This window comes from Capnocytophaga cynodegmi (assembly GCF_002302475.1).
GTDB lineage: Bacteria > Bacteroidota > Bacteroidia > Flavobacteriales > Flavobacteriaceae > Capnocytophaga > Capnocytophaga cynodegmi.
This window is the reverse complement of the sequence record NZ_CP022378.1, coordinates 1,386,150-1,401,467: the sequence shown is the minus strand read 5'-3', so window position 1 is coordinate 1,401,467 and position 15,318 is coordinate 1,386,150. Positions and strand designations below refer to the sequence as shown.

The following is a 15,318-nucleotide window of genomic DNA, read 5'->3' as shown; positions in this document are numbered from 1 at the left end:
AAAATAAAAGGCAAGAAATTAATTTCTTGCCTTTTTCAATTATTTTCTACTTACTTCGATATTCTCTCTCCTGAGCATCAACCACTGCAAGTGTTGCTAAATTTACCATTTCATCAACGGTTGACCCCAATGTAGTAACGTGAATCGCTTTAGTCAATCCTAATGTAATAGGACCTACCGTTTCAAATTTCTCAATTTCTTTCATAATCTTATAAGTTATGTTCGCCGATTCCAGATTTGGGAAAATCAAAACATTAGCACCTTTTCCATTATTCAATTTTGAGAAAGGGAATGACCTTGCAATTTTTTCAGGATTGATAGCAAAATCAGCCTGAATTTCTCCATCAACTACCAAATCTGGGTGATTTTTATGCAAATATGCCACTGCATCGCGTACTTTTCGGGTACTTTCAGAATCTGCTGAACCAAAATTCGAATATGAAAGCATCGCTACAGAGGGCTGAATTCCAAACATTTTCACTGCTTTTGCTGTCATTAAGGCAATGTTGGCCAAATCTTCAGCAGTTGGATTTACGTTGATAGTAGCATCAGATAAAAACAAAGGTCCTTGTTTGGTAAACATAATGCTAGTTGAAGCAATTCTATCAACACCTCTTTCCTTTTCAACTAGTTCTAGAATCGGGCGAATTGCCGATGGGTAAGAACGTGTACGTCCAGTAACCATCGCATCAGCTTGTCCCATATTAACCATCATCGTCCCGAAGTAACTACGTTCACGCATCATTCGCTCAGCCGTCAAACGGATAACTCCCTTACGTTGATGCTTTTCCCAATAAACTCTGCTAAATTCCTCTCTACGTGCTTTTTCCTCATCACTCTTAGGGTCAATAATCTGTAAATCGGCAGTAAGTCCAATTTCCTCTTTTAGTTCTTTTATAATGTCTTTTCGCCCTAATAGGATAGGAATAGCTACGCCATCTTCGTGTAAACGCTGTGCTGCTTTAAGAACTTCAATATGGTCTGCCTCAGGGAAAACCACACGTTTAGGATTTTGCTTAGCTCTATCCTGCAGCATTCTAATTTCCTTACTTCCGTTGCCAATTCTGTCCATTAGCTCAGTTCGATAAGCTTCCCAATTGGTAATTGGCTTTTGAGCCACACCCGACTCTATTGCTGCTTTAGCAATTGCTGGTGGAATTTCGTAAATCAAACGAGGGTCAAAAGGTTTTGGAATGATGTAATTTCTTCCGAAAGAAAGATTTTCTGCTCCATAAACGAGGTTTACTTGCTCAGGAACTGTTTTTTTGGCTAAGTCGGCAATTGCGTGAACTGCGGCAAGTTTCATTTCCTCATTAATTTTCGTTGCACGAACGTCTAAAGCTCCTCTGAAAATAAACGGAAATCCTAATACATTATTTACCTGATTAGGAAAATCGGAACGTCCTGTTGCCATAATAATATCTTGACGAGTTTGTATTGCCAAGTTGTAGTCAATTTCAGGTGTTGGGTTTGCCATTGCAAAAACTACTGCATCTTTAGCCATTGAAAGAAGCATCTCAGGGCTGACTACATTTCCTTTTGAAAGCCCGATAAATACATCTGCTCCTTGCATTGCTTCCTGTAGCGTGTGAATATCTCGGTCAGTGGCAAATTCTGCTTTTTGCTGAGTCAAATTAGGCGAATCTTTGCGGATAACTCCCTTGCTATCACACATTACAATATTTTTAGGGTCTGCTCCTAAAGCTATGTACAAATGTGTGCAAGAAATCGCTGCAGCTCCTGCCCCATTAACCACTATTTTAACTTTACTAATGTCCTTATTAACAATTTCCAAAGCATTCTTTAGTGCGGCTGCAGAAATAATGGCAGTTCCGTGTTGGTCATCGTGCATTACAGGAATATCCAACTCTTCCTTTAATCTACGTTCAATCTCAAAGGCTTCAGGAGCTTTTATGTCTTCCAAATTAATTCCCCCAAAAGTAGGAGCAATGGCTTTTACAGTTTCAACAAATTTATCTACATCAGTGGCATCGACCTCAATATCAAATACATCAATATCGGCAAATATCTTGAAGAGCAATCCTTTCCCTTCCATTACAGGCTTAGATGCCTCTGGACCAATATCACCCAAACCTAAAACAGCTGTTCCATTGGAAATTACAGCCACCAAATTACTTTTTGATGTATATTTGTATACATTATTTTTATCTGCTGCAATTGCCAAACAAGGTTCTGCAACACCAGGCGAATACGCCAATGATAAATCGTGTTGTGAGGCGTGTTTTTTAGTTGGTATAATTGCTATTTTCCCTGGCTGGGGAAACTCGTGATAATCTAATGCTTCGTTTTTTTTACGTGAATCTTTCATATGTTATTCTATCGAATTTTAAAAAATCAGTAATCTGATATCCTTTTTTATTTGAACCTGCAAAGTTAGCTTTTTTCCTGAAATAAGAATGAATTCGGCATTATTTTTGTTAAAAAGATAATAAAATAAAAGTCAATTTGAGGATTTTGAATTTGTTATGTATTCTTATCACTATTACTTTGGCATCTTTTAACACGCCAAAATTTGTCCATATCAATATTAATTTTGATTTTTGTAGCTTGAAATAATTGTGACTTTATGTATAAACTTGTGAAAAAATGTGGTCTTGGAATATTTATTTGTCTTTCAGCTGAAAGTATGATGGCTCAAGTACAGCCAAGTATTTCTAATGATACCATTTCAAAAATAGAGCAACAATCCAACGAAATTTTTAATAATTCACAGCAAACGCCACCTACGGGTGTTAAGAGAGAAGGAATTTACATTTTGAAGGACCACCCAAAAGCGGAAAGCTATGACAAAAAATGGCTGAAAGAACTTTCCAATTCCGATTTGTTTTTCCAAATGAGTGAAGAAATTCAAAGTGAATCTGTTACTGATATAACATACGAAGAACTCCCTACCGAAGTGCTAAAACAACGTTTGGAAAAACTGAATCAAAAAACACCTTTCAACATTGAATATAATCCTATCTTAGAGCGTGTTATTAAATCTTTTTTAAAAAATCGTCGTTCGTCTTTGGAAAGATTGATGAGCCTAAGTGATTACTATTTCCCTATGTTTGAGCAAGAAATGAGCAACCACAGAATTCCTTTGGAAATGAAATACTTAGCCATCGTAGAATCTGCTTTAAACCCTAAGGCTCGTTCGCGAGTAGGAGCAACTGGTTTGTGGCAGTTTATGTATGCTACAGGAAAAAGTTACGGATTGGAGGTTAGTAATTATGTTGATGAACGTAGTGACCCTGTCCGTTCTACCAAAGCTGCTGCCAAATACTTGAGTTATTTGCATCAAATTTTTGGAGATTGGGATTTAGTTCTGGCTGCTTACAACTCTGGCCCTGGAAATGTTACCAAAGCGATGCGTCGTTCTAACGGAAAACAAAATTATTGGAATTTACGTCCGTACCTACCTCGCGAAACTGCAGGATATGTTCCCGCATTTTTGGCTACACTCTACATTTTTGAATATGCAAAAGAACACGGATTCAAACCTCAAAGACGTCAAAATCATTATTTTGTAACTGACACCGTACAAGTAAAACAAGCCGTTCCTTTCAAAAACATTGCTGAATTAACAGGAATGGATATCAAAGAAATTCAGTTTTTCAATCCATCATATCAGTTGGATATTGTTCCTTTCGTGGAAGGAAAAAATTATGCATTACGATTGCCCATTGAAGAAATTGGCAAATTCGTAGCGAATGAAGAAATTATTTACGCCTATCTAAACGAAGAAAATGCCAAAAGAGAGAAAGCTCTTCCAGAATTAGTGAAAGGAGATTACGCAGGAAGTTCTGGAAAAAAAATAGTTTATATTGTAAAAAAAGGAGATGTTCTGGGAAAAATAGCTTCGCGCAATGGTGTAACTGTTTCTAACCTGAAACGCTGGAACAGGATTAAAGGAAATAATATTCACGTGGGGCAGAAATTAGTCATCTACAAATAAATAAAATACTCATAAAGACGTCCTTTTTCGGGCGTCTTTTTTGAATTTAGAAAATTTCAAAAGGAAATTTTGGCAACATTTTTGCTATTACTCAACACATCATAAACTATTTTCCTATGAAAAACATATTTTTAATCATATTTTCGCTTATCTCCTTATCTGGATTGGCTCAAATGACTTTTTCAGAACGAGTAGAATATTCTGAATTAGCGACTCCAAAAGATAAGTCCCTGTTTTTTGTTGATTTTTGGGCTACTTGGTGCGTTCCTTGCGTTCACGTTTCCAGTTATTTGAACACTATTCAGGAGCAATTTCGCGAAGATTTATACATCGTTTCACTCACGCAAGAACGTTCGGATGTAGTACGTTCATTTTTAGAACGACATCAAACAAAACTCGCCGTAAGCATTGACTATGAAGGGCAAAATTTCAAACAACATAATGTAAGGGCCTTACCCTATGGAATTTTATTCAACGCCAATGGAGAAATCCTTTGGAAAGGAAATCCTGCGAACATTACTCCAAGAATGATTCGAAGTTTTGCATCAAAAAATAAGCAAACAACCCCTATTTATGACTTTTTAAAATATTCATCCTACGAAAATGAAGAAGAAGTAACTACAACTCTTGATAAAGACTTTGAAATACGAGAAGCAAACATTCCTGCAAATTCTTTTCCTGTAATTGAAAGAATTAATGATATTACTTCCGTGAAAGGTTCTCTACCTCAAATTGTTGCGTATCTGCTAAAAGTAAGCGAAAAACAAGTAACACTAAAGGATAACTTTACACAATATCAGTTACTTATTCAAAAAAACTTTAATCATTCATGGAAAGAAAAAGAAATTGCACATACAATTTTGAAAGATTTAGGCTACACGTTAAAAACAGAAGTTAGAGCCGGAAAAATCCTCGAAATTCACTTACCCGAATCAACCTCAGCGTATTGGAACAAAGACCAAATAGACTGGGGAACAAAAAACCCAAAATTCTTGGTAGATGAAAGTCAGTTTTCAGCAGACAATATTTCTGTAAATGATTTTCTATATAAACTTTCAGATATTTTGGAAACTCCCATAAATATAAAAAATACACAAAACATTACCGCTGAACTCTTTGATTGGCAATTACATTACCAATTCTCAGATTTGATGCTCAGCAACCTTTCCGACTTAGGTATTGAAGCCAAAGAAACTTCAGGAAATTTTACGAGATATTTTATTGAAAAGTAAATTGATTTAATTACATAACGGCAGAAATAAAACTTTAATATTCTCAATTATTATTTTATTTTTGCCAAAAATTTTAAATTTTATAATGGAAACATTTCTGATTAAAGCGGCTCAATTAATTTTGAGTCTTTCAATATTAATCGTTTTACACGAATTAGGGCATTTTATCCCTGCAAAAATTTTCAAAACACGAGTTGAGAAATTCTTTTTATTTTTTGACGTCAAATTTGCTCTTTTCAAAAAGAAAATAGGAGAAACCGTTTACGGCATAGGATGGCTTCCTTTGGGGGGATATGTTAAAATCTCAGGAATGATTGACGAAAGTATGGACAAAGAGCAAATGGCTCAACCACCCCAACCTTGGGAATTTCGCTCAAAACCTACGTGGCAACGCCTCATCATTATGATTGGCGGAGTTACGGTAAACCTTATTTTAGGTTTCTTAATTTACATGATGATTTTGTTCGTTTGGGGGGAAAATCAAGTGAAAGAAAATGGCATTGAAGGAGGTTTCGCGGTTAGCAAAACGATGAAGGCATACGGATTTCAAAATGGCGATATCGTTACTGAAGTAAACGGAAAACCTTTGGAAAATGTACTCGACATCAATCGTTATGTAATGCTTCGCGATGTGAGCAACCTAAAAGTGAAAGGTTCAGATGGTCAAACGCGTTTCTTGTCACTTCCTGATTCTATCGGAAAAATGTTATATCTTCGAGGAGAAATGAGTCCTTTCAGCCCTAAAATGAAGCCAATTATGGATTCCGTTTTGGTAGGGTCTCCAGCTGACAAAGCAGGTTTTCGAAAAGGAGATAAAATAATATCAATTAACAACGAAGCTGTTGAGTACTATTCAGATGTATCTCCTATAATGGCTTCTTATCCTCAAGGTTCTACACTAACTTTTAAAGTAGAACGCAACGGACAAACGGAGCAAATCAATGTCACTCCCGATGGTAAAGGAAAGGTTGGATTTATAGCATCACAACGAGAAGGAAAAATTGATGTTGTTCATAAAGAATATGATTTTTCTTCTGCTTTGAGCGAGGGTTTTTCATACGGATATTGGATTTTGCGTGATTACATCTCTCAATTCAAATTCATTTTCACTAAAAAAGGAGCTACAGAGCTTGGTGGTTTTGGAGCTATCGGAAATATGTTCCCAAGCAAATGGGATTGGAAAGCCTTTTGGTCGACCACAGCATTTATTTCCATCATATTAGCTTTTATGAATATTTTACCTATTCCTGCTTTAGATGGTGGACACGTTGTTTTCTTAATTTACGAAATGATTACAGGTAGAAAACCAAGTGAAAAAGTGATGGAATATGCTCAAATGGTAGGATTCTTTATTTTGATTGGATTGGTATTATATGCCAACGGAAATGATATCTATAAATGGCTTTTTAAGTAATCATTGAATACTACTTTTAATAATGTAAAGTGATAGGAACATTTTTCTACAGAGAATTTGTTGTTTACTCCTATCACTTTTCTGTTTTTGAAAAACATACAGCAAATGGACTTTTTTGAGCAGGTATATGAAGTTGTAAAAAAAATCCCATACGGAAAAGTAACTACGTACGGGCTAATTGCCAACTATTTAGGAGCTAAAAAATCGGCAAGAATGGTGGGTTGGGCTTTGAATGCATCACACGGAAAGGAGGATATTCCTGCACACAGAGTTGTAAATCGCAAAGGAATGCTTACAGGCAAATTTCATTTTGAAGGCACGAACCTAATGCAGCAACTATTGGAAAGTGAAGGTATCGAAGTGGAAGACAATCAAGTTGTTAATTTTGAAAAACTTTTATGGATTCCTGAGGAAGACTACTTAGTATCATCAAAATAAAAATATCGCGTACTGCTTCAAGGCAATACGCGATATTTCTTCTTATGTCAAGGAATAAATTATGACAACAAACCATCAATAGCGTCTGTGTAAGTCTTTTTAGGAGCTACACCTACTTGTCTACCAACAACTTCTCCGTTTTGGAAAACTAAAACTGTAGGAATATTTCTTACCCCGTACTTACTCGCAAACTCCTGATTGTTATCGACATCTACTTTTCCAACAACCACTTTTCCTTCGTATTCTTTAGCAATTTCTTCAACCACAGGACCTAACATACGGCAAGGACCGCACCAAACTGCCCAAAAATCAACCAAAACTGGTTTGTCACTTTTCAAAACTACTTCTTCAAATGTAGCATCTGTTATTTCTAAAGCCATTTTCTAAAATTTTTACTATTTATTAGACTGCAAAGTTAGTAAATTAATCCCACATAAAACAATGATTATTATAATTTTTTATTATAAAATAATTATCTTTTCTTATCACATCAATAGTTTCATACCATAACAAACTTTTTTTAATACTAGTTTTTAAAAAATGATTTTTTGGTTAGATAAATAAAATTAATATTTTTGGCAAGAAAACAAAAACAGCAAAATTTTATGGATATTTTAAAAAATCTTGAAATCATACAAAACCGAATAAACTTAGCTTGTGTAAAAAGTAATCGAAAGCCCAATGAGGTAAAATTACTACTTGCTACAAAAACAGTTTCCGCTGAAAGAATAAAAATTGCTTTAAATGCAGGTTACACACTTATTGCTGAAAACAGAGTGCAGGAACTTAAAGAAAAATATAACGATTTGAAAGACACTTTTCATACAAATCACTTTATTGGACATTTGCAAACCAATAAAATAAAAGATATTCTAAAATGTGATGTGAGTTGTGTAGAATCTCTCGACAGATACGAACTGGCTGAAAAGTTGCATCAACGTCTATCCTCCGAAAACAAAACAATTGAAGTTTTTATTCAAGTAAATACTTCTGGAGAAGAAAGTAAATTCGGTGTACATCCCGATAACGCAATAGACTTGGTAAAAAAAGTATCTCAACTCAATACACTTAAAATTAAGGGATTAATGACAATAGGATTATTCAGTTCCGATGTTGATAAAGTTCGAAAATGCTTTCGTCTGCTAAAACAAATTCAACAGGAAATCGCATCTTTGCAACTTCCAAATGTCGAAGTAAACGAACTTTCAATGGGAATGAGCGGTGACTTAGAAATTGCCATCGAAGAAGGAGCAACAATTGTGCGTGTAGGCACTGCTATTTTCGGGGAACGCATTTACCCAGATAGTTTCTATTGGAATGAAAATAAGAATAATGCATAAAAGTTCTTCTCAATAAATATACCTACTAATTTTTAACTTATGAACATAGTAATCGTACACGATAGAATTTTACCAGCACCTAAGTACGGTGGAACGGAAAGAGTAATTTGGTATTTGGGAAAAGAACTAGTGAAGATGGGGCATAAAGTTACTTTTGTAGCTGGGAGAGGTTCAAAATGTGATTTTGCTAATGTTATTCCATTTGAGGATATTACTGACATTTCAACAATCCTTCCCAAAGATGTAGATATCGTTCACTCACACGCTCACATACAAGGAATTGAAAAGGTAACTATTCCAAAAGTCTTTACGATGCACGGTAATATCAATCATTTCGAAGAATTAGACGAAAATACCATATTTGTTTCTAAAAATCACGCAAATAGGTACAATTCAAATTCGTACGTACATAATGGATTAGACTGGAACGATTACGGAAGTGTAGATTTAAGTGCTAATAAGAAATTTTTCCATTTTTTGGGCAATGGGGCTTGGCGTGTGAAAAATTTGCGAGGAGCCATTGAATTGGTCAAAAAAATCCCGAAAGAAAAATTGTATGTTTTTGGTGGTGTTCGCTTCAATTTTAATATGGGAATACGACTTACATTTACACCAAAAGCACGTTTTTTTGGATTGATAGACAACAACACAAAAAAAGAATTCTTATCTCACTCCAAAGGACTCATATTCCCTGTATTATGGCACGAACCTTTTGGATTAGCCATCATTGAGAGTTTATATTTTGGAAATCCAGTATTTGGGACTCCGTATGGCTCTTTACCAGAACTTGTTATCCCTGAAGTAGGATTTTTAAGTAATAGCAGAAAAGAGCTAAAAGAGGCTATGCAACATTGGCAAAAATATGATTCAAAAGTGTGTCATCAGTATGCAAAGGAACATTTTAATTCTCAGCAAATGGCAAAAAACTATATGGAGAAATATATCCGCATACTTGATGGAGAAAAACTCAATACTCAAAAGCCAAAGCTATTACAAGTTCAGCCTAAATTTTTAGCTTGGAATCAATAAAAGTTTTTTCATATCAATGTCAATTTCTCAATTAATAATTATCTTTGCCTCTTTAAAATGAATCATATAAAATGAGTAAGCTCTTAATTGTTGGTACAGTGGCTTTTGACACCATTGAAACACCTTTCGGAAAGATAGAAAAAACAATGGGAGGAGCAGCCAATTACATTGCCATAGCAGCATCACAATTCAGCCTAAATTCTGCTATTGTATCAATTGTAGGGGAAGATTATCCGAAGTCTTTTTTAAATCTTTTAGAAGAAAAAAATGTTGATATCTCAGCAATAGAAACTATAAAAGGAGGAAAATCATTCTTTTGGAGTGGAAAATATCACAACGATATGAACACTCGTGACACTTTGGATACACAGCTCAACGTATTGTCCAGTTTCAAGCCTGTAATATCAGAAAAATTCAAAGATGCAGAAGTGCTGATGTTAGGGAATTTACACCCAAAAGTTCAACTTGAAGTGTTGGAGCAAATGCAACAAAAACCAAAATTAGTAGTCCTCGACACGATGAATTATTGGATGCAACACACTTGGGATTTACTGATGCAAATCATTGCTAAAGTAGATGTTATCACGATTAATGATGAAGAAGCACGTCAGCTTACGGGTGAATATTCTTTGGTAAAAGCAGCTCAAAAAATTATGCAAATGGGGGTGAAATATGTGGTTATCAAAAAAGGAGAACACGGAGCTTTGCTATTCTATCAAAATGAAGTTTTCTTTGCTCCAGCTTTACCTTTGGAAGAAGTATTCGACCCGACAGGAGCAGGAGATACCTTTGCTGGTGGATTTGTGGGATATTTAGCAAAAACAGGCAATATATCTTTTGAGAATATGAAAAATGCCATCATTTACGGCTCTACATTAGCTTCTTTCTGTGTAGAAAAATTCGGAACAGAACGAATGCTTTCTGTAACCAAAGATGAAATTTCTAAAAGATTGTTACAATTCAAGGAATTAACACAATTCGAAATGGAAATCACCTAATAAATATACATTATAACTTAAAATATACAACAAATAATAGTAACCAACCGAAAAATGGATTTAGAAAAGGAACTATCCTCCTTCTAACTACTAGTTAAGTGTTAGAAAAAAATAAAACAACTCTAATTTTAGGGAAAAAATCAAAAAAATCTGAAAGTTGTTCTTTCAGATTTTTTTTTGTACTTATTACTCACCACAAAAAATTCCTAAATCATAGTTACTGACTGCATAATATTTTATATTTTTGCAACACTATTTGGCTGATTTCTCACAAAAAACACTGACAATCTGCTATTTAATAACAACTAAAAAAACAATGAGCGACAACATCAAACACGAATGTGGCATCGCGATGGTGCGACTGCTAAAACCTTTAAGTTTTTACAAAGAAAAATACGGAACAACATTCTATGGCATCAATAAAATGTATTTGATGCTCGAAAAACAACACAATCGAGGGCAAGACGGTGCTGGACTGGCAACTATAAAACTCGATATGCAACCTGGCGAACGCTATATCAGCCGTGTACGAAGCAATCAACCGCAACCCATACAAGATATCTTCACGCAGGTAAATCAGCGAATTAGCGAACTCTTAAAAGAAAATCCCGATTTAAAAGAAGACGTACAAGCACAAAAAAAACTCCTTCCATACGTTGGTGAGGTGTACTTAGGGCACGTGCGTTACGGAACTTTCGGGCAGAATAGCATCGAAAATGTACATCCTTTCTTGCGACAAAACAATTGGCAATCACGCAACCTAATTGTGGCAGGAAACTTCAATATGACCAATGCTAAAGAACTCTTCGAACGACTGGTAGCATTGGGTCAGCATCCAAAAGAAAACACTGATACCGTTACGGTTATGGAACGTATTGGGCATTTCCTGGATACGGAAGTGGAAGAACTCTATCAGAAATTTAAAGAAGAAGGTCTTTCAAAGGTAGACGCCTCCAAACGCATTGCCGATGAGCTGGACGTGGCAAAAATCTTGCGAAAATCAGCTCGAAGATGGGACGGAGGTTACGCAATGGCAGGGATTTTAGGTCACGGAGATGCTTTCGTGGTGCGTGACCCAGCAGGTATCCGTCCAGCGTACTATTACAAAGATGAGGAAGTAGTAGTCATCGCTTCGGAACGCCCCGTTATTCAAACGGCTTTCAATTTAGAGTTTGAACAAATCCACGAATTGGAGCCAGGTTCGGGTATCATCATCAAGAAAGATGGTAGCACATCCGTTACGCAAATCATTCCGCAGTTGCCACGAAAGGCGTGTTCGTTTGAGCGAATTTATTTCTCTCGTGGAAGCGATAAAGAAATCTATTTGGAACGTAAAAAACTGGGAGCGTTATTACTTCCCGAAGTGTTACAATCTATCAATAATGATTTAAAAAACAGCGTATTTGCATATATTCCGAACACGGCAGAAACTTCATATTTGGGATTGGTGGAGGAAGCCGACAGCTATCTTAATAAACTCAAACACCAACAGATTTTAGCCGAAAAAGACATTTCTTCAGAAAAACTTGCCGAGATTTTATCCCAAAAAATCCGAAAGGAGAAAGTTGCCATTAAGGACGCCAAACTCCGCACCTTTATTACGGAGGACAGCTCTCGGGACGACCTCGTAGCTCACGTGTACGACATCACCTATGGTTCGGTGCAAAAGGGCGACAATCTGGTAATCATCGATGATAGCATTGTTCGAGGTACGACCTTGAAGAAAAGCATTCTCAACATTTTGGGACGCCTAAAACCGAAAAAGATTGTAGTAGTTTCTTCCGCTCCACAAATCCGCTATCCTGATTGTTACGGAATCGATATGGCGAGATTGGAGGACTTGATTGCTTTTGAAGCTACCTTGCAACTGCACAAAGAAAGAGGCACATATAACATCATCGAAGAAGTGTATAAAAAATGTATCGCACAGGTGCATCTGAGCGACGATAAAGTGATAAACTACGTCAAGGAAATTTATGAGCCTTTCACCGATGAGGAAATTACCGACAAAATCACGGAATTGTTACTACCGAAAGATTATTCAATCGACGTGAAGATTATTTTCCAATCGGTTGCAAATTTGCATAAGGCTTGTCCGCAGAACTTGGGCGACTGGTATTTTACGGGCAATTACCCCACCGATGGCGGAAACCGCGTAGTAAACAGAGCTTTTATCAACTTCTATGAAGGGAAAAAAGATAGAGCGTACTAATTTGGCGAGTTATGCATCCTATTTTATTTGTCTTTTCAGGACTTCCTGCTTCTGGAAAATCAACACTCTCCAAATGGATAGTATCAAAATTTATTGCAGTGTATCTTCGTATAGATACCATTGAGCAAGGGCTTCGTGACTTGTGTAATGTTAATGTAGAAGGAGAAGGATATCGAATGGCATATCGAATCGCCAAAGACAATTTACTATTGGGAATGAATGTAGTTGCTGATTGTTGCAACCCAATCGCCTTAACTCGTGATGAATGGAGAAATATAGCTCATAACACAAATTCTTTTCTAATTAACATTGAAATTGTGTGTTCAGATAAAGAGGAACACCATAGGCGAGTTTTTAATCGAATATCTGAAATAGAAAATTTGAAATTACCCAATTGGGAAGCTATATCAGAATATCATTACGAAAATTGGACTGAAAATAGAATACAGATTGATACTTCGCATAAAACCATAGAAGAATGTGTCAGGGAGCTATTTTCAAAAATAGAACTAATTTTGGAAAAATAATTAAAGGGCAAGAACTAACTTGTCCTTTCTACTTTTTTATAAAGAAGTAATTATTTTCTGTAAAAAACCGATAATAATTTATGTATCACAAAGCATTTTTTATTTTTCTTGTTTCATTTGCGACAATGACAAAAGCACAAATAAAAGGAACTTACCCAGAAAAGGATAAGGTCTTAGTAGAAGGAGGTTTTTTCCTGATGGGAAGCCCAAAATCGGAAGGAGAAACCATTGAGCATCCGCAACATAAGGTATTTTTACAAACTTTTAAGATAAGTAAATACGAAATCACTAATGTACAATATGCCGAATTCCTAAATGCAAAAGGCAATCAGATGAATGGCGACATTCCTTACATAGAACTAAAAGAAGGTTGGAGCCAGATTGAAAAAGTAAACGGCAAGTACATCGCCAAAAAGGGATATGAACAACATCCTGTGGTATTAGTATCGTGGTACGGAGCAAATGCGTACGCTCAATGGGTTGGAGGCAAATTACCTACGGAAGAACAATGGGAATATGCAGCTCGTGGAGGAAGTAAAACTCAGAAGTACACTTATGCGGGGAGTAATACGCTTGATGAAGTAGCTTGGCATCGGCAGAATACAGATTATCTTCAGCCAGTTGGTAAGAAAAAACCTAATGAACTCGGTATTTATGATATGAATGGTAATGTTTCAGAGTGGTGCGAAGATGATTTCACGTCGTATGACTATAAACTCGGGAATACAGAAGAGAAAAAAGAAAAACCTTCAGTTTTCAGTGCGTTTTTTATGGCAATAATGAGTAAGACACCAAGCAACCACTCGTATCCAGAGGATAAAGTTACACGTGGAGGGCATTACAATCAGCAAAAAATGAATATACGTATAGCCAGAAGAGATAATCGCAATGCTTTGGGGCAAATCTTCGTTGGTTTTCGGGTGGTTTTTCCTCAGTAAGGATTTTTCATTATCATTTGCGAGTGAATATAGAAAAATAAGAAATAGAAAAACAAAAATATTTTGTCAGACTTCGACTTCGCTCAGCCTGACAATGAAAAAAGTTAGCTTAAATACTCATTTTCGTGATTTTGCTTAGCTCTAAATGAATAAATATCATCATACTTTTTGTACTATCTCTAATTTTCTATCTAAATGAATTGCTTTTTGAATTAATTATCGTACATTTGTACATATTCTTTCTAAATAAAGAAATAAGTAATTGATATTAAACACACACCATAATTAATATTAGACTTAGTAATTAGTAGAAATTGATTTTCTATCTGTATAAATTAGCTGTCAAAATATAAAAATTATTTTTCAGTTTTCAGAAATTCAAAATCATTATACAGAAATAAATTTTCTTACTACAGAAATGCTTAAACAATATGCAGAAATAGCCTGACAAGTTTGTCTAATCATTTCTGCAACTTAAAATAATCATTCTGGAATCAATAAAATTAAAAATAAATAACTAAACTCTAAATCTTATGGAAAATAACACATCACAAAAATCAAAAAGCAGATATGTTTCAACTGGTCAGCTTATTCAGCAAATGAAAATAACTTTTGCTAATGCAAAATTGCCTAATATTTTGCCACAATTGCAAACTTTAGGTTATACGGAAGAAAAACTAAATGAGTATTTAGAAAAAGTTGCTGAATTGGAAGCACTCTCGCAATTGCAGAAGAAAGAATACGGTGAGCAATATGCCGAAACAGAAAAACTCAATAAAAAACGTACAGAGATTGATGAAATCTACAAGCGTCATTTAGCTTTCTGTAAGATTCTGTTTAAGAACAACACTCAAGCAATTAGCACTTTGGAGATAAACAGCGGAAGAAAAAAGGCATATGCTTCTTGGTTTCAGCAAGTAAATAACTTCTACGGACAGATTTTATCAAACACTGAGTTTCTGGAGAAAGTAAAAACTATTAACATTCAAGAAAGTGACCTAAAAGCACAACTCTCTGCCCTTTCCGAGCTTACTCAACTGAAAGAAAATCAACTTAAAGAAGCTGGTCAGGCTCAAAAAGCTACTGAAATGCGTGATGAAGCCTTTGACAAGCTCTATCCGATATATAGCGAGTTAGTTGCGTACAGCAAAGTTCTATTTCAGAATGACCAAACCCTCGAAGCTCTTGGCATCGTAACAAAAAAGTAAGCAAATAATTAATTTACTTACAGA

13 protein-coding genes are annotated in these 15,318 nt (G+C 35.5%); 11 read left to right on the top strand and 2 right to left on the bottom strand.

Annotation, left to right across the window (positions count from 1 at the left end; translation table 11 throughout):
* Window positions 1–46 precede the first annotated feature (46 nt).
* Window positions 47–2,329 (bottom strand): NADP-dependent malic enzyme, encoded by a 2,283-nt coding sequence (locus CGC48_RS06160; protein WP_098028881.1) that lies wholly within the window; start codon window positions 2,327–2,329, stop codon window positions 47–49.
* Window positions 2,330–2,647: 318 nt separating this feature from the next.
* Here CGC48_RS06160 and CGC48_RS06155 point away from each other — a divergent pair, with 318 nt between their 5' ends.
* The 4 genes from CGC48_RS06155 (at window position 2,648) to CGC48_RS06140 (ending at window position 7,042) form a co-directional block, all read left to right on the top strand.
* A complete protein-coding gene (locus tag CGC48_RS06155; RefSeq protein ID WP_232780458.1) occupies window positions 2,648–3,958 on the top strand; it encodes a lytic transglycosylase domain-containing protein in 1,311 nt (436 codons plus the stop codon).
* Between the two features lie 116 nt (window positions 3,959–4,074).
* Window positions 4,075–5,190, top strand: coding sequence for a TlpA family protein disulfide reductase (locus tag CGC48_RS06150; RefSeq protein WP_098028879.1), 1,116 nt, complete (start codon window positions 4,075–4,077; stop codon window positions 5,188–5,190).
* 85 nt (window positions 5,191–5,275) lie between these two features.
* Complete coding sequence (gene rseP / locus CGC48_RS06145) at window positions 5,276–6,604, top strand: RIP metalloprotease RseP (RefSeq protein ID WP_098028878.1); 1,329 nt, start codon at window positions 5,276–5,278, stop codon at window positions 6,602–6,604.
* Between the two features lie 105 nt (window positions 6,605–6,709).
* Window positions 6,710–7,042: an MGMT family protein gene (locus CGC48_RS06140; RefSeq protein ID WP_098028877.1), complete on the top strand. Its 333-nt coding sequence runs from the start codon at window positions 6,710–6,712 to the stop codon at window positions 7,040–7,042.
* Window positions 7,043–7,101: 59 nt separating this feature from the next.
* Here the strand turns inward: CGC48_RS06140 and trxA are convergent, their stop codons facing one another.
* Entirely contained in the window at window positions 7,102–7,422 is a 321-nt protein-coding gene (gene trxA / locus CGC48_RS06135; protein WP_018278241.1) for a thioredoxin, read from the bottom strand.
* 225 nt (window positions 7,423–7,647) lie between these two features.
* On the opposite strand from trxA, the gene CGC48_RS06130 reads away from it, so the two are divergent.
* The 7 genes from CGC48_RS06130 (at window position 7,648) to CGC48_RS06100 (ending at window position 15,294) form a co-directional block, all read left to right on the top strand.
* On the top strand, window positions 7,648–8,382 hold the full coding sequence (locus CGC48_RS06130) for a YggS family pyridoxal phosphate-dependent enzyme (RefSeq protein WP_098029774.1): 735 nt from the start codon (window positions 7,648–7,650) through the stop codon (window positions 8,380–8,382).
* A gap of 39 nt (window positions 8,383–8,421) precedes the next feature.
* A complete protein-coding gene (locus CGC48_RS06125) occupies window positions 8,422–9,411 on the top strand; it encodes a glycosyltransferase (RefSeq protein WP_198537127.1) in 990 nt (329 codons plus the stop codon).
* A gap of 71 nt (window positions 9,412–9,482) precedes the next feature.
* Complete coding sequence (locus tag CGC48_RS06120; protein ID WP_098028876.1) at window positions 9,483–10,409, top strand: PfkB family carbohydrate kinase; 927 nt, start codon at window positions 9,483–9,485, stop codon at window positions 10,407–10,409.
* Window positions 10,410–10,725: 316 nt separating this feature from the next.
* Window positions 10,726–12,621, top strand: a complete 1,896-nt coding sequence (locus CGC48_RS06115; protein ID WP_098029772.1) for an amidophosphoribosyltransferase — start codon at window positions 10,726–10,728, stop codon at window positions 12,619–12,621.
* 11 nt (window positions 12,622–12,632) lie between these two features.
* Window positions 12,633–13,148: an AAA family ATPase gene (locus CGC48_RS06110; protein ID WP_098028875.1), complete on the top strand. Its 516-nt coding sequence runs from the start codon at window positions 12,633–12,635 to the stop codon at window positions 13,146–13,148.
* A gap of 125 nt (window positions 13,149–13,273) precedes the next feature.
* Window positions 13,274–14,086 carry a formylglycine-generating enzyme family protein gene (locus CGC48_RS06105; RefSeq protein WP_098028874.1) on the top strand — a complete coding sequence of 271 codons (813 nt, stop codon included), beginning with the start codon at window positions 13,274–13,276 and terminating at the stop codon, window positions 14,084–14,086.
* A gap of 533 nt (window positions 14,087–14,619) precedes the next feature.
* Window positions 14,620–15,294, top strand: coding sequence for a hypothetical protein (locus CGC48_RS06100; protein ID WP_098028873.1), 675 nt, complete (start codon window positions 14,620–14,622; stop codon window positions 15,292–15,294).
* The last annotated feature ends 24 nt before the right edge of the window (window positions 15,295–15,318 follow it).

Bases quoted from the DNA above. Each gene is read 5' to 3' on its own strand.
- CGC48_RS06160 (WP_098028881.1), bottom strand. From the start codon at position 2,329: ATGAAAGATTCACGTAAAAAAAACGAAGCATTAGATTATCACGAGTTT.
- CGC48_RS06155 (WP_232780458.1), top strand. From the start codon at position 2,648: ATGATGGCTCAAGTACAGCCAAGTATTTCTAATGATACCATTTCAAAA.
- CGC48_RS06150 (WP_098028879.1), top strand. From the start codon at position 4,075: ATGAAAAACATATTTTTAATCATATTTTCGCTTATCTCCTTATCTGGA.
- rseP (WP_098028878.1), top strand. From the start codon at position 5,276: ATGGAAACATTTCTGATTAAAGCGGCTCAATTAATTTTGAGTCTTTCA.
- CGC48_RS06140 (WP_098028877.1), top strand. From the start codon at position 6,710: ATGGACTTTTTTGAGCAGGTATATGAAGTTGTAAAAAAAATCCCATAC.
- trxA (WP_018278241.1), bottom strand. From the start codon at position 7,422: ATGGCTTTAGAAATAACAGATGCTACATTTGAAGAAGTAGTTTTGAAA.
- CGC48_RS06130 (WP_098029774.1), top strand. From the start codon at position 7,648: ATGGATATTTTAAAAAATCTTGAAATCATACAAAACCGAATAAACTTA.
- CGC48_RS06125 (WP_198537127.1), top strand. From the start codon at position 8,422: ATGAACATAGTAATCGTACACGATAGAATTTTACCAGCACCTAAGTAC.
- CGC48_RS06120 (WP_098028876.1), top strand. From the start codon at position 9,483: ATGAGTAAGCTCTTAATTGTTGGTACAGTGGCTTTTGACACCATTGAA.
- CGC48_RS06115 (WP_098029772.1), top strand. From the start codon at position 10,726: ATGAGCGACAACATCAAACACGAATGTGGCATCGCGATGGTGCGACTG.
- CGC48_RS06110 (WP_098028875.1), top strand. From the start codon at position 12,633: ATGCATCCTATTTTATTTGTCTTTTCAGGACTTCCTGCTTCTGGAAAA.
- CGC48_RS06105 (WP_098028874.1), top strand. From the start codon at position 13,274: ATGACAAAAGCACAAATAAAAGGAACTTACCCAGAAAAGGATAAGGTC.
- CGC48_RS06100 (WP_098028873.1), top strand. From the start codon at position 14,620: ATGGAAAATAACACATCACAAAAATCAAAAAGCAGATATGTTTCAACT.